9 protein-coding genes are annotated in these 15,301 nt (G+C 66.0%); 5 read left to right on the top strand and 4 right to left on the bottom strand.

Going from position 1 to position 15,301, the window contains the following annotated elements; translation table 11 throughout:
• Positions 1 to 99: 99 nt before the first annotated feature.
• On the bottom strand, positions 100 to 957 hold the full coding sequence (folD, locus tag QTN24_RS14910) for a bifunctional methylenetetrahydrofolate dehydrogenase/methenyltetrahydrofolate cyclohydrolase FolD (RefSeq protein ID WP_313837859.1): 858 nt from the start codon (positions 955 to 957) through the stop codon (positions 100 to 102).
• 159 nt (positions 958 to 1,116) lie between these two features.
• Here folD and QTN24_RS14905 point away from each other — a divergent pair, with 159 nt between their 5' ends.
• A complete protein-coding gene (locus QTN24_RS14905) occupies positions 1,117 to 1,815 on the top strand; it encodes an energy-coupling factor ABC transporter permease (protein WP_313837858.1) in 699 nt (232 codons plus the stop codon).
• A gap of 55 nt (positions 1,816 to 1,870) precedes the next feature.
• Here the strand turns inward: QTN24_RS14905 and QTN24_RS14900 are convergent, their stop codons facing one another.
• Together QTN24_RS14900 and QTN24_RS14895 are read right to left on the bottom strand one after the other, a co-directional pair.
• On the bottom strand, positions 1,871 to 2,503 hold the full coding sequence (locus QTN24_RS14900) for a response regulator transcription factor (protein ID WP_124684486.1): 633 nt from the start codon (positions 2,501 to 2,503) through the stop codon (positions 1,871 to 1,873).
• Between the two features lie 138 nt (positions 2,504 to 2,641).
• Positions 2,642 to 5,263, bottom strand: coding sequence for a PAS domain S-box protein (locus QTN24_RS14895; RefSeq protein ID WP_124684485.1), 2,622 nt, complete (start codon positions 5,261 to 5,263; stop codon positions 2,642 to 2,644).
• 434 nt (positions 5,264 to 5,697) lie between these two features.
• On the opposite strand from QTN24_RS14895, the gene aceE reads away from it, so the two are divergent.
• The 4 genes from aceE to lpdA all read left to right on the top strand — a co-directional run bounded on the left by aceE (position 5,698) and on the right by lpdA (position 12,787).
• Positions 5,698 to 8,385, top strand: coding sequence for a pyruvate dehydrogenase (acetyl-transferring), homodimeric type (gene aceE, locus QTN24_RS14890; RefSeq protein ID WP_313837857.1), 2,688 nt, complete (start codon positions 5,698 to 5,700; stop codon positions 8,383 to 8,385).
• 200 nt (positions 8,386 to 8,585) lie between these two features.
• Positions 8,586 to 10,253, top strand: a complete 1,668-nt coding sequence (gene aceF / locus QTN24_RS14885) for a dihydrolipoyllysine-residue acetyltransferase (protein WP_313837856.1) — start codon at positions 8,586 to 8,588, stop codon at positions 10,251 to 10,253.
• A 59-nt stretch (positions 10,254 to 10,312) separates the two neighbouring features.
• On the top strand, positions 10,313 to 10,945 hold the full coding sequence (locus tag QTN24_RS14880; protein WP_253699880.1) for an MFS transporter: 633 nt from the start codon (positions 10,313 to 10,315) through the stop codon (positions 10,943 to 10,945).
• 39 nt (positions 10,946 to 10,984) lie between these two features.
• Positions 10,985 to 12,787, top strand: a complete 1,803-nt coding sequence (lpdA, locus tag QTN24_RS14875; protein WP_313837855.1) for a dihydrolipoyl dehydrogenase — start codon at positions 10,985 to 10,987, stop codon at positions 12,785 to 12,787.
• A 49-nt stretch (positions 12,788 to 12,836) separates the two neighbouring features.
• On the opposite strand, the gene QTN24_RS14870 is transcribed toward lpdA, so the two are convergent.
• Entirely contained in the window at positions 12,837 to 14,597 is a 1,761-nt protein-coding gene (locus QTN24_RS14870; RefSeq protein ID WP_409559031.1) for a ShlB/FhaC/HecB family hemolysin secretion/activation protein, read from the bottom strand.
• Positions 14,598 to 15,301: the final 704 nt, after the last annotated feature.

The following is a 15,301-nucleotide window of genomic DNA, read 5'->3' as shown; positions in this document are numbered from 1 at the left end:
GATGTACCTGTGCAAGATGAGGCCTTGGCGGCCAAATATCCAGTACGACTTTGCTATCGGGCCGATTGGCGCGCGTCCGGCGCGCCCCGGCGCCCGGTATCAGGCCAGGCCGGCGGTGCGCTCGGCCGCTTCCAGCGTGTTCACCAGCAGCATCGTGATCGTCATCGGGCCCACGCCCCCCGGCACCGGCGTGATGTGGCCGGCCACCTCGCGCACGCCGGCAAAGTCCACGTCGCCGCAGAGCTTGCCTTCGTCGTTGCGGTTCATGCCCACGTCGATTACCACGGCGCCCGGCTTGACCATGTCGGCCGTCAGGATGTTACGGCGGCCCACGGCGGCCACGATCACGTCGGCGTCACGGGTATGGGCGGCCAGGTCGCGCGTCTTGCTGTTGCAGATGGTGACGGTTGCGCCAGCCTGCAGCAGCAGCATGGCCATCGGCTTGCCGACGATGTTCGAGGCGCCGATCACCACGGCGCGGGCGCCGCGCAGCGGGTACTGGATCGACTCCAGCATCTTCATGCAGCCGTAGGGCGTGCAGGGGCGGAACAGCGGGGCGCCGGTCATCAGCGCGCCGGCGTTGGCCACGTGGAAGCCGTCGACGTCCTTTTCGGGGGCGATGGCTTCGAGCACCTTGTGGCTGTCGATGTGCCTGGGCAGCGGCAACTGCACTAGGATGCCGTGGATCTTCGGGTCGTGGTTCAGCGCGTCGATGCGGGCCAGCAGGTCGGCTTCGGACAGATCGGCCGGATAGCGGTCCAGCGACGAGTAAAAGCCGTTGTCCTCGCACGCCTTGACCTTGTTGCGCACGTAGACCTGGCTGGCGGGGTCCTCGCCCACCAGCACCACGGCCAGGCCCGGCTGGTGGCCGGCGGCGGTCAGGCGGGCGGCGCGCTGGGCGGCCTCGGCACGGATTTGTTTGGCAAGGGCGTTACCGTCGATCAGTTGGGCGGACATGGGTGTACGTGACTGGAAAGGCTGGAAGGATGGGGCGGCGCGCCGCGCGCCAAGGGGGCCTGCGCGGGGCAAAAGCCGAATTATAAGGGGTCGGCGGCATTCGGCGACGCCTTGACGCGATGCAAGCAAACGGGCCCCGGCGGCTGCTAGCATCCGGCGATGGACATCGAAGAATCTTCAATTCAGGAATTGCTGGCGACCTGGCCGCTGCCCACGCTGGCCGTGGCGGTGCTGGCCTGGGCGCTGGCCCAGCGGCCGTGGCGGGTGCTGGACCGGGAACCGCTGCAGCATGCCTGGCTGGGCACGCTGGTGCTGCTGGCGCTGCTCTGGTCGGCGCGCGCCACGCTGGGCGGCGGGGTGGTGATCCAGCTGATGGGCGCCACGCTGGCCGTGACGATGTTCGGGCTGCCGCTGGCGCTGGTGTCGCTGGCGGTTGCCAACGTGATCTCGCTGCTGGGGCTGGCCTACCTGTCCGGCCTGGCCTGGCAGGACATCCACTGGGTGTCGCTGGCGCCGCGCTTCGTCTGGATGGCGGCCGTGCCCGCCTTCGTGACGGTGGCGCTGCAGGCGGCCATGCGGCGCTGGCTGCCGCGCCACCTGTTCATCTTCATCCTGGGCCACGGCTACTTTGCCGCGCTGCTGGCGGCCATCGTGGCCGGCGCGCTGCGCGTGGCGTGGCTGGCGCACACGGGATTTCCGGCCGACGTGGGCCTGTCGGCCGCCGAAAGCCTGACCGGCGTGGTCGTCATCGCGTTTGGCGAGGCGTTCCTGAGCGGCATGCTGGTGGCGATCTTCGTCATCTACCGCCCGCAATGGGTGGTGACGTTTGCCGACGAGGACTATCTGCGGGGGAAGTAGGGGGGGCGTCCCGCTCCCGCGCGGCGGGAGGGGGAACAGGCCGGGCGCGGACGGCTCAGGCGTTGCGCGACAGCGCCAGGCGCAGCAGGTCGGCCACGGTGTTGACGTTGAGCTTTTCCATGATGTTGGCGCGGTGCGCCTCCACGGTCTTGATGGAAATGCCCAGGTCGTCGGCAATCTGCTTGTTCAGGCGGCCGGCCACGATGCGCTCCAGCACCTGCTGTTCGCGCGTGGTCAGCTTGGCCAGCAGGTCCTTGGCGGCGCGCTGCTCGCGGGCGGCGGAATGGTCGGTGCGGGCCTTCTGCAGCATCCGTTCCACCAGCGCGCGCAGTTCGGACTCGTCGAACGGTTTCTCGATGAAGTCCACGGCGCCGCGCTTCATGGTCGACACGGCCATCGGCACGTCGCCATGGCCGGTGATGAACACGATCGGGATGTCGATGTTCTCGGCAATCATGCGCTCCTGCAGTTCCGGGCCGCTCATGCCCGGCATGCGCACGTCGAGGATCAGGCACGACACCGCGCCGGCGTCGTAGGCGGACAGGAACTGCTCGGCGCTGTTGAAGCTGCGCACCTGGTAGCCGTTGCCCTCTAGCAGCCAGGTCAGCGAGTCGCGCATCGCTTCATCGTCGTCGACGATGAAGACGGTCTCGCCACGATGCGGCGTTGGGCTGGGCGTTGCGGTCATGAAGTCTCCTGGGGCAAAGTCGTTTGCAACGAAGTGTAACTGCATGCGCCGGTGCGCAACACCCCTGGGCAAACGGTCCGGGCGGCCTCCCGATGCCCCGCGGCAGAGGGTCGCCCGGCATGCCAGGGGGTGCGCCCGTTACTGTTCGGGCAGCGCCGGCTGCAGCGGCAGGGTGATTTTAAACGTACAACCGATGCCGTCCACATTGTTTTCGACCCAGAGGCGCCCCTGGTGCGATTCGATGATCGAGCGGCAGATATTCAGGCCCATGCCCATCCCGTCGGACTTCGTGCTGAAGAACGGCTCGAACAGCCGTTCCTTGGTGGCCTCGTCCACGCCCGGGCCCTGGTCGATCACGTCGATGCAGACGCACTGGCCGAACTCGACGTTCTCGACCCGCGCGTGCAGCCGCACCACGCCGGCGGCGCGCATGGCGGGCAGGCCGGCCATGGCTTCCACGGCGTTCTTGAGCAGGTTGACCAGCACCTGCTCGATCAGCACCGGGTCGACGTAGAGCATCAGCGGCGGGGCGGGCAGGCGGGTCAGGATGGTCACGCGGCGGCGCGTGGCTTCCAGGTCCGCCAGGCCCACGGCGTCGGCCACGATGTCGTGCAGCGCCGCCTCGCGCCGCTGCGGCTGGCTGCGCTTCACGAAGCCGCGGATGCGGCTGATGATGGTGCCGGCCCGCACGGCCTGGGCCGACGTCTTCTCCAGCACCGGAATCAGGTCCTGCGGCGTGCTGCGGCCCGAGTGCAGCCGCGCCACGGCGCCCATGCAGTAGTTGTTGATGGCGGCCAGCGGCTGGTTCAGCTCGTGCGCCAGCGACGACGCCATCTCGCCCATCGTGGTCAGGCGGCTGGTGAACTGGATGCGTTCCTCGTGCTGGCGGGCCATTTCCTCGGCCGCCTTGCGCACGGTGATGTCCGTGGCGATCTGCATCTGCGCCAGGTGGCCGTCCACCCACTGGATGTAGCGGCGGCGCACCTCGAACCACTTCTGCATGTCGGGCACGAACACCTCGCGCGCGTCAGACGCGTACGGCATCAGCTCCGATGCGGGCAGGCCGGCGTAGGCATCGACAAAGTCGGTGTTGTCGCTCGACATCTGCTCCTTGTCGAAGTCGTCGCCGGCCAGCTTCAGGTGGCCCTCGGCCTCCCAGCCGAACAACTGGCGGTAGTAGCGGTTGGCGAACAGCAGTTCGGCCTTGTCGGTGGCCAGCACCGACACCGCGGCGTCCAGGCTTTCCAGCACCGTGGTGAAGCGGTCGTGCGCGGCGGCCAGTTCCTCGCGGGCGCGCTTGGGCTCGGTGATGTCCGTCATCGAACTCATCCAGCCCGTGTGGCGGCCGCGGCTGTCCACCAGCGGCGAGACGTACATCCGCGCAAAGAAGCTGCTGCCGTCGCGGCGCATCACGCGCATCTCGTAGCCGGTGGCGGGGGACTTGCCCTGCAGCGTCAGGTCGATCTGCTTCTGCATCTCCTGCTGGTCGTTCGGCGGCCAGTAGGGGAAGGGCGGGATGCGGCCGACCAGCTCGGTCTCGGCCCAGCCCGTCATGCGGCAGAACGCCGGGTTCACGTAGGTGATGCGGCCGTTCAGGTCCAGCGCGCGCAGGCCGATCAGCATCGAGTTTTCCATCGCGCGCCGGAACGACGTCTCGGCCAGCAGCGCGCGCTGGGCCTCGGAGCGGCGGCTCGTGTGCCGCCACATGCTCCAGAGGCTCCAGAGCAGGAAGCACGACAGCCCCACCACCAGCCACAGCAGCATGTTGTTGGGCAGGTTCGACGGCGGCGGATAGGCGTCGGCCCGCAGCGACAGCGAATGGCCGGGCGGGTCCAGCAGCACCTCGTACGACAGCGCGTTGCCCGGCACCGGGCGCACCGACGTGCTGGCGCGCGTCTGGTTGTTCTTGTCGATCAGCGAGAAGCGGTAGCGCTCGGTCAGCTCGGGCGGCAGCAGGTGCGTCAGGATGCCGTTGATCGAATAGAGCGCGCCCAGGGTGCCCAGGAACTCGTTGTCGCGCACGATCGGCACTTCCATCAGCATGAAGCTGTCGCCGCGGTCGTTGGTCAGCGGGCGCGAGTAGACCACGCGCTGGGTCTCGCGCGCGGCGTCGAAGGTGTCCAGCACCTCGGGTTCCAGCGGCTTGTCCACGGTCTCGCGCAGCCGGCCGGCGAACTCGGACGTCGACGGCAGCGACCAGCGCCCGCGCTTGGTGGCATCGAGCCAGTTGATGAAGACGATCTCGGGGTTCTCGCGCAGGATTTCCTGCGCGGCGGTGCGGTAGGCGCCCTGGTCCAGCTGTGCGGCGGCGATGTCGCGCGCCAGCGAGGCCATCTGGTCCTGGTTGCTCAGCAGCGACAGCCGCACGCGCTGCTGCGCCCAGGCGGCGTCGCGGTACAGCGCGTCGCGCTGCTGCTGGCGCTCGGTCTCGTGCAGCGACCAGAGGATCACCCCCATCGCCACCGTAAACAGCACGATGGCCACCAGCGGGATGAACATGAACCAGCTGGTTGCCACAAGGTTGCGCCAGCGCATGATCCACAGCCGGCGCGGCGGGGCGGCCAGCGGCTCCATCGCGTCGGGATGGTCGACGTGATCGGCCGGGTCGCCGTGGTCGGGGTGGTCGGGGTGCGCATCGCCGTGACGGGCCGATGCCACGCCGGGCGGCACCTCGTGGGAGGCGTCGCCGACCGTGCCGGCGGAGCCCGGGGGCAGGATGGCCGTGCGCAGGCCGGAGAGGATTCGTTCGAAGAACTGCATAAGGGATTGACGGTCGACCGGCCAGTGTATCGGCTTTATTGCAGTGCGTCGCTTGGGGAAAGCGCCTATCCGGCACAAGCCGGGGCGCGGCGCCCGGCGACCCGCCAGCCCGCGCCACCGGGCGGTTTCTGGTGCACTGCGGCAATATTTCACATTATAAGAAAGGACTTCGTAATCTGAAAATTTAGCTTGTCAGCGGTTGCTGTGCTTCCATAGAATCGCTTCGACCGAACAAATGCGGGCGCCAGCCATGCGCTTGAGCTTGAGGATCCGGGCGATGCGACCCGACAAGAAAGATCCCCGTCCTGGACCGTACACCGATGCCAGGGCAGGAAGGCAAGGCTTTCGCCGCGACGTCAACACCGTCAGACCGGCCGACCGATAACCGCCCCACCGGGCGGCCGCCGGGGCAGGAATTTACCCAGGAGACAGTCATGTCCGCTGTACCAGAGCAGATCCTCGGCGCCAGCAGCGCCAACGACGCAGATCCCCAGGAAACGCACGAATGGCTGGATGCCCTGCAGGGCGTCCTGAACGCGGAAGGCGCCGAACGCGCAGCCTTCCTGATCGACAAGCAGATCGAATACGCGCGCGTGAATGGCGTGACGCAGCCGTTCCACGCCGAGACCCCGTACATCAACACCATCCCGGTGGAGCAGCAGGCCCGCATTCCCGGCGACCAGGACATCGAGCACCGCATCCGCTCGTACACGCGCTGGAACGCCATGGCCATGGTGCTGCGCGCCAACAAGCACACCAACGTCGGCGGCCACATCTCGTCGTTCGCCTCGGCGGCCACGCTCTATGACGTGGGCTACAACCACTTCTGGCGCGCCCCGTCGGAACAGAGCGGCGGCGACCTAGTCTTCGTCCAGGGCCACTCGGCTCCGGGCGTCTACTCGCGCGCGTTCCTGCTGGGCCGCCTGACGACCGAGCAGCTCGACAACTTCCGCCAGGAAGTGGACGGCAAGGGCATCTCGTCGTACCCGCACCCGTGGCTGATGCCGGACTTCTGGCAGTTCCCGACCGTGTCGATGGGCCTGGGCCCGATCATGGCCATCTACCAGGCCCGCTTCATGAAGTACCTGGACAGCCGCGGCCTGGCCAAGGCCGGCGACCGCAAGGTCTGGGCCTTCCTGGGCGACGGCGAGACCGACGAGCCGGAATCGCTGGGCGCAATCGGCATGGCCGGCCGCGAGAAGCTGGACAACCTCGTCTTCGTGATCAACTGCAACCTGCAGCGCCTGGACGGTCCGGTGCGCGGCAACGGCAAGATCATCCAGGAACTGGAATCGGAATTCCGCGGTTCGGGCTGGAACGTGATCAAGGTGGTCTGGGGCAGCCGCTGGGACCAGCTTCTGGCGCGCGACACCAAGGGCCTGCTGATGAAGCGGATGATGGAGGCCGTGGACGGCGAGTACCAGACCTTCAAGGCCAAGGACGGCGCCTACGTGCGCGAGCACTTCTTCAACACGCCGGAACTGAAGGCCATGGTGGCCGACTGGTCCGACGACGACATCTGGCGCCTGAACCGTGGCGGCCATGATCCGCACAAGGTCTACGCCGCGTACAAGGCCGCCAGCGAGCACAAGGGCCAGCCGACGCTGATCCTGGCCAAGACGATCAAGGGCTATGGCATGGGCGACGCCGGCCAGGCCATGAACGTGGCCCACCAGCAGAAGAAGATGCCGGTGGACGCCATCCGCGCGTTCCGCGACCAGTTCAGCATTCCGGTGCCGGACGAGAAGCTGGAGGAAGTGCCGTACCTGACCTTCGAGGAAGGTTCGAAGGAACTGGAATACATGCGCCAGGCGCGCATGAACCTGGGTGGCTACCTGCCTACCCGCCGCCAGAAGGCCGAGGCGCTGAAGGTGCCCGAGCTGTCGGCGTTCGACGCGCTGCTCAAGGCCACCGGCGAAGGCCGCGAGGTGTCCACGACCATGGCGTTCGTGCGGATCCTGAACACGCTGCTCAAGGACAAGCAGATCGGCAAGCACGTGGTGCCCATCGTGCCCGACGAGTCGCGCACGTTCGGCATGGAAGGCCTGTTCCGCCAGGTCGGCATCTGGAACCAGGAAGGCCAGAAGTACGTGCCCGAAGACCATGACCAGCTCATGTTCTACAAGGAATCGCAGACGGGCCAGGTGCTGCAGGAAGGCATCAACGAAGCCGGCGCCATGTGCGACTGGATTGCCGCCGCCACGTCGTACTCGACGCACGGCGTGCAGATGATCCCGTTCTATATCTATTACTCGATGTTCGGCATCCAGCGGATCGGCGACCTGTGCTGGGCCGCCGCCGACATGCGCTCGCGCGGCTTCCTGCTGGGCGGCACGTCGGGCCGCACGACGCTGAACGGCGAGGGCCTGCAGCACGAGGACGGCCACTCGCACGTGTTCCACGCTGCCATCCCGAACTGCATCTCGTACGACCCGACGTTCCAGTACGAGCTGGCCGTGATCATGCAGGACGGCCTGCGCCGCATGTACGCCGAGCAGGAAGACGTGTACTACTACCTGACGGTGATGAACGAGAACTACGAGCATCCGGAAATGCCGGCTGGCGTGGAACGCGACATCGTCAAGGGCATGTACCAGTTCCGCAAGGGCGTGGAGAACAGCAACGCGCCGCGCGTGCAGCTGCTGGGCTCGGGCACGATCTTCCGCGAGGTGATCGCCGCCGCCGACATGCTCAAGAAGGACTGGGGCGTGGAATCGGACATCTGGAGCTGCCCGAGCTTCACCGAGCTGGCCCGCGAAGGCCAGGCCACGGAGCGCTACAACCTGCTGCACCCGACCGAGACACCGCGCGAATCGTTCGTCGCCCAGAAGCTCAAGGGCGTGCGCGGCCCGGTGATCGCGTCGACCGACTACATCCGCGCCTTCGCCGAGCAAATCCGTCCGTTCGTGCCGCGCCGCTACGTGGTGCTGGGCACCGACGGCTTCGGCCGCTCGGATACGCGCGAGAAGCTGCGCCACTTCTTCGAAGTGGACCGCAACTGGGTGACGGTGGCCGCGCTGAAGGCGCTGGCCGACGAGGGTGCGATCGGCCGCGAGAAGGTGGCCGAGGCGATCAAGAAGTACAACCTCGACCCGAACAAGCCGAACCCGATGTCGGTCTGACCCCGGACTTGCACGACTGAACCCCCGCAGCACGGCGCCCCGCCGCGCCGCGGGCGCCCCCGGCTGGTCCGGCGGCGCCCGGCGGCGCAGGTGATGCGCGGCAGCGTGACAGATGCGTGCGGCGAGAGTAACCTCGCCGATTGCGTTTGCCGCGTTGCGCGTAACGGACCACGGTGCCGGCTGCCCAGGAGAGACACTGAATGAGTCAAGCGATTGAAATCAAGGTGCCGGACATCGGCGACTACGACGCCGTTCCCGTCATCGAAGTGCATGTGAAGCCGGGCGACCAGATCAACGCGGAAGACGCGCTGGTCACGCTGGAATCGGACAAGGCCACCATGGACGTGCCGTCGCCGCAGGCCGGCACGGTCAAGGAAGTGAAGATCAAGGTCGGCGACAACGTGGCCGAGGGCTCCGTGCTGGTAATGCTGGAACCGGCCGGCGCCGCCGCGTCGGCACCGGCGCCCGCACCGGCTCCGGCCGCCGCCGCACCGGCCCCGGCGCCCGCAGCCGCCGCGCCGGCCCCCGCGGCCGCCCCGGCACCTGCCCCGGCTCCGGCCGGCGGTGGCACCGTCGAGGTCAAGGTGCCGGACATCGGCGACTACGACGCCGTGCCGGTGATCGAAGTCCACGTCAAGGCCGGCGACACGATCAACGCCGAGGACGCGCTGGTCACGCTGGAATCCGACAAGGCCACGATGGACGTGCCGGCCCCGCAGGGCGGCACGGTCAAGGAAGTGAAGGTCAAGGTCGGCGACAACGTCGCCGAAGGCACGCTGATCCTGATCCTGGAAGCCGCTGGTGGCGCGGCCGCCGCCGCACCGGCCGCCTCGGCGCCGGCTCCGGCCGCTGCACCGGCACCGGCACCCGCTGCCGCCGCGCCGTCGCCCGCACCGACCCCGGCCGCCGCCCCGGCGCCCGCCGCCGCGCAAGGCGTGACTGGCAAGGCCGCCCACGCCAGCCCGTCGGTACGCAAGTTCGCGCGCGAACTGGGCGTGGACGTGTCGCGCGTGCCCGGCACCGGCCCCAAGGGCCGTATCACGCAGCAGGACGTGCAGGGCTTCGTCAAGGGCGTGATGTCGGGCCAGACCGCTGCCCCGGCCGCCGCTGCCGCCGCCGGCGGTTCGGGCGCCGGCCTGGACCTGCTGCCGTGGCCGAAGGTCGATTTCACGCGCTTCGGCGAGGTGGAATCCAAGCCGCTGTCGCGCATCAAGAAGATCTCGGGTGCCAACCTGCACCGCAACTGGGTCATGATCCCGCACGTCACGAACTGCGACGAGGCGGACATCACCGAGCTGGAAGCATTCCGCGTGCAGCTGAACAAGGAAAACGAGAAGGCCGGCATCAAGGTGACGATGCTGGCGTTCATGATCAAGGCCACCGTGGCGGCGCTGAAGAAGTTCCCGAACTTCAATGCCTCGCTGGACGGCGACAACCTGGTGCTGAAGAAGTACTTCAACATCGGCTTTGCCGCTGACACGCCGAACGGCCTGGTCGTGCCGGTGATCAAGGACGCCGACAAGAAGGGCGTGCTGGAGATCAGCCAGGAAATGGGCGAGCTGGCCAAGCTGGCCCGCGACGGCAAGCTGAAGCCGGACCAGATGCAGGGCGGCTGCTTCTCGATCTCGTCGCTGGGCGGCATCGGCGGCACGTACTTCACGCCGATCATCAACGCGCCGGAAGTGGCCATCATGGGCGTGTGCAAGTCGTACATGAAGCCGGTGTGGGACGGCAAGCAGTTCGCGCCGCGCCTGACGCTGCCGCTGTCGCTGTCGTGGGACCACCGCGTGATCGACGGCGCCGAGGCCGCGCGCTTCAACACGTACTTTGCGGCACTGCTGGCAGACTTCCGCCGCATCCTGCTCTAAGTACCTGGGCGGTCCGCCGGGCTTCCGGCTGACCGCCGATTCGATTCGAGGGGCGAGCCATGACGACCTGCGTTGTCGTACGTAAGGGTGACGAGGTAGCGATTGCGGCCGATGCGCTGGTGACGTTCGGCGATACGCGGCTGTCGCGTGCCTACGAGCGCAACCAGAAGGTGATTCCCGTGGGCGAGAGCTTTGTCGCGCTGGCGGGCACCACCGCGCATTTCCCGGTCATGCGCGCGCTGCTGACGGGCATGGGCGACGAATGCCGGCTGCTGACGCGCGACGACGTGTTCCGGACCTTCCTGAAGGTGCATGAACGGCTCAAGACCGAGTACTTCATCAACACCAAGGAAGACGACGACGACCCGTACGAGTCTTCGCAGATCGTCTGCCTGATCGCCAACCCGGGCGGCATCTTTGGCGTCTATTCCTACCGCGAGGTGTTCTCGTTCGACCGTTTCTGGGGCATCGGCTCGGGCCGCAACTATGCGCTCGGGGCCATGCACGCGGTCTACGACCGGCCCGACCTGGGCGCGGGCGACATCGCGCGAATCGGCGTGGATGCCGGGATCGAGTTCGACAAGAGCTCGGCCGGCCCGATCGACGTGCATACGGTACAGCTCCTTGGCAGCATCCAGGCGGCGCCCCAGGAACCCGGCGACGCGGCAACCAACAAAGACGACGCGGCCTGACCCCCACGGCGGGCGGGGCGCGCATCCAGGAGGAAAAGCATGAGTGTGATCGAAGTCAAGGTGCCGGATATCGGCGATTTCGACGCGGTGGAAGTGATCGAGGTGCTGGTCAAGGCCGGCGACACGGTCGAGGAAGAGCAGTCGCTGATCGTGCTGGAGTCCGACAAGGCCAGCATGGACGTGCCGTCGTCGGCCGCCGGCAAGGTGGTGGACGTCAAGGTGAAGGTAGGCGACAAGGTTGCCAAGGGCACCGTGATCTGCACGGTGGAAGGCGGCGCGGCGGCGGCAGCAGCGCAGGCTCCGGCTCCTGCATCGGCCCCGGCCCCGGCCCCGGCCCCGGCGCCGGCGGCAGCGCCGTCCCCCGCAGCGGCCCCGGCCCCCACGGCCGCCCGGCACGGCGGCAGCGCCGACATCCAGTGCGACATGCTCGTGCTGGGCGCCGGCCCCGGCGGCTACTCGGCGGCCTTCCGCTCGGCCGACCTGGGCATGAACACGGTGCTGGTGGAGCGCTACGGCACGCTGGGCGGCGTCTGCCTGAACGTGGGCTGCATCCCGTCGAAGGCGCTGCTGCACAACGCGGCCGTGATCGACGAGGCCAAGGCGCTGGCCGCGCACGGCATCCTGTTCGGCGAAGCCAAGATCGACCTGGACGGCCTGCGCCACTACAAGGAAACCGTGGTCGGCAAGCTGACCGGCGGCCTGGCCGGCATGGCCAAGGCGCGCAAGGTGCAGGTGGTGCGCGGCGTGGGGACGTTCCTGGACCCGAATCACCTGGAAGTGCAGGAAACCGAGGGCGACGGCAAGGCCACCAATGGCAAGAAGACCGTGATCCGCTTTGAAAAGGCGATCATCGCGGCCGGCAGCCAGGCCGTGAAGCTGCCGTTCATCCCCGAAGATCCGCGCATCTTCGATTCGACCGGCGCGCTGGAACTGCGCGACATCCCGAACAAGATGCTGGTCATCGGCGGCGGCATCATCGGCCTGGAAATGGCCACGGTGTACAGCACGCTGGGCGCGCGCATCGACGTGGTGGAAATGCTCGATGGCCTGATGCAGGGCGCCGACCGCGACCTGGTAAAGGTCTGGGACAAGATGAACAAGCATCGCTTTGACAACGTGATGCTGAAGACCAAGACGGTGGGCGTGGAAGCCAAGCCGGACGGCATCTACGTCAAGTTCGAAGGCGAGGGCGCCCCGGCCGAGCCGGTGCGCTACGACGCGGTGCTGGTGTCCGTGGGCCGCACGCCGAACGGCAAGAAGATTGGCGCCGAGAAGGCCGGCGTGGCCGTGACCGACCGTGGCTTCATCGACGTCGACAAGCAGATGCGGACCAACGTGCCGCACATCTTCGCCATTGGCGATATCGTCGGCCAGCCCATGCTGGCGCACAAGGCCGTGCACGAGGCCCACGTGGCCGCCGAAGCCGCCCACGGCGAGAAGGCATACTTCGACGTCAAGCAGATTCCGTCGGTGGCCTACACCGATCCGGAAGTGGCTTGGGCTGGCCTGACCGAGGACCAGTGCAAGCAGCAGGGCATCAAGTACGGCAAGGGCGTGTTCCCGTGGGCCGCGTCGGGCCGAGCCATCGCCAACGGCCGCGACGAAGGCTTCACCAAGCTGATCTTCGACGAGGAAACGCACCGGATCATCGGCGGCGGCATCGTCGGCACCCACGCGGGCGACCTGATCAGCGAAGTCTGCCTGGCCATCGAGATGGGCGCGGATGCGGTGGATATCGGCAAGACCATCCACCCGCACCCGACGCTCGGCGAGTCGATCGGCATGGCTGCGGAGATCTACGAAGGGGTGTGCACGGACGTGCCGCCGCCGCGCAAGCGCTGAGTTTGGCTGTTGAATGAGAAAAACCCGCCGAGAGGCGGGTTTTTCTTTCTTAGTACTGATATGTCATCTGCAGGCCTGCAGTCAGTCCGGCCGTATGCAGATGCTCTGGCTTATAAACCGGCGTTCCGACAAACGCGTCATACGACAAACTACCGAGTCTCGATCCGCCCAGCCCTCCGCGTAGGCCGATCACGGCGCCCGCCAGTTGTTTTCCAACCTGATTTTTCGTGGCTGGCCCAGCAACCCGGCCATAATCCAGCCCCGCGTATATGGATTGCCCTGAAGTCCCCAACGGAACCTGCAGTTCATTGCGCCAGTAGAATCCTTGTTCGCCCGCCAGCATGCTTTCCCCGTCGAATCCCCGCACGGTATATCGGCTGCCAATGGTCAGGTCGTCGACGTAATACAGGCGGTCGTTGGTGAACTGTCCGCGCACCGTCGTGACGTAACGTAATGGCTGATCTGCCAGCTTGAATGGCACGGAGAGGTTCGCGTCGATCACCACCATCCGGTAGCGCCACGTCGCCCCGCCTTCGGCTGCCAGCCGGTCATCCTGCGCGCCAAAAGCCCCGATACCCTGGCGGTATGAAACCGTGGCGTCGAGCTGGGACCGACCGAAATAATGCCTATCCGTAATGCCGAATTCCAGTATCGTATTGTTCCGGCGCTGATTGGGAAGTTCGGAATCCGCGATAAAACTCCGACCGAAGCGGCGCGTCAATCGCATCTGCACCCCCAGCACATCGTTCTGGCTGCGGCGCAGCACCCGATGAAGCTTCAGGTCGACATTCTCGGATTTTCCGCTGGAAACAAACGTCTGGTTGACGCCGGCGATTTGCTGATAATAGTTGCTGCTCGATGCGGATAGGGTCGCGGTCCAGTAACCCCATGGAATCGCGTAGAAAGTGTTCCAGCCACGGGTGCCATATTCCTTGTCATCGACCATCACATCCTGACTGAAGCCGACATTAAGAATATCGCTCAGACCCAGCGGGTTATCGATGCCCAGACTCAGATTTCCCTGCCATGTGCCCGTGGAACGCGATCCGGAATTATCGACCGATGCCACCAACGTCCACGGCTTGCCGCGCTTGACCGTGATGACCACGTCGCTGATTCCCGGTACCGGCGTCGGCATGATCTGCATGTCAACGTCCTGACTCGCGACGCGCTTCATCTGCTCCAACCCCTGCTCCAGATCGCGCAGATTCAGCAGTTCCCCGGCCGAGGTCGGAAACGCCGCCTTCCATGTCCCCCAAACATCGGCCTCACTGAATCGAATTTCCCCGATCACGCCGGGAATCAGGGCCAGCTTCAACGTACCAGACGTCAGATCCTGCTCGGGCACCAGCACCCGCGTGGTCACATAACCGCGCGCAAGAATCGCCTGGGATAGCCCCTTGACCAGCGTCCCGACGCCCTGACCGCCAACGCATTCGCCCCGGTAATGGTCAAGCCAGGCGCGTGCGAAGGCGAATGGGTCCATCGGCAAGGCCGAGGCACTGCTGGCCTGCAGGTCGGCCGGCACTTCAAGAACGAAACGCTGGATGGGAAAGCAGGGGGCCTCTTTCGAAAGCGGCGGAAACTCCGCCTGCTCGGCCGAAGGGACCAGCACTGCCGGGGCTTCCACGGCGGCACTACGCTCCCGCGCTTCCTGCTGCTGGCGATTACGCTGCTCCTGCTCGGCGTTGTTCAGGGCTGCGGCTTGGCGGGGAGTTGGAGATGTCTGCGCCATCGAGACGGATGGCACGCTCAAAAAACCGACCGCAAGCGCGGCGGCGGTGGCGAATTGGGAAGGTGTTGAAAACATCGGCGTTGGAGAGGCCAGAGGGGGCGTCCGGGCCGGTTGGAATTAGTAGGTTGATTTCGAAAGCGGGTTGTATGGTGCTGATAGCACTATGGTCCTCGTGCATCGGTATCTTGTGTGAACCCAGAATAACATCCACGGTAAATAATAAAATTCAAGGAGATTGATTTTGCCATCCAATCCAATGCCATAGGTGGGATTCGCACCAGCCTCAACGGCCCACGAAGCAGTCCCGGATTGCGGCGTTCTTCCGGCGTCGCACTGAATAAACTCCCTGCATTTGCGCCGATAAATGCCACAGCGTAGTTGTCACCAGCGATTCCGGTGCTTGCCATCTCGTCGACAAGCCGATACCCACTCGCCAGCAACATCCGCTGCGCCTGTTCAGATGGGTCACCTTTATTTGTCGGATCACTAACGTTTGGTGTCAAAAGTAGAGCTTAGAGGGTTGCTTTACTTCGAGTGTCGTTTTATCGACTGAGCCATGCCGATTTCAGGTTTGTTTGCGTGACGGCGCGTGAAGTAAAGACCGGGCCAATCCACCCAATATTCCTACTCCCACCCATTTCTTGAGGCTGAGCCAGATTTGGATGTCTGTTATATCCGTCCACGTAGAGCTAGACGTCATCACTTGCATCAGCGTTGGCATCCCACGCACTTGGCATGCGGACACGATTCCGCACCATTGAGGTGAGTTATGGATGAGG

Source organism: Cupriavidus sp. SZY C1 (assembly GCF_032190535.1).
GTDB classification, from domain to species: Bacteria; Pseudomonadota; Gammaproteobacteria; order Burkholderiales; family Burkholderiaceae; genus Cupriavidus; species Cupriavidus pauculus_C.
The sequence above is the reverse complement of the archived record's forward strand: the minus strand, read 5'-3'. Positions and strand labels throughout refer to the sequence as shown.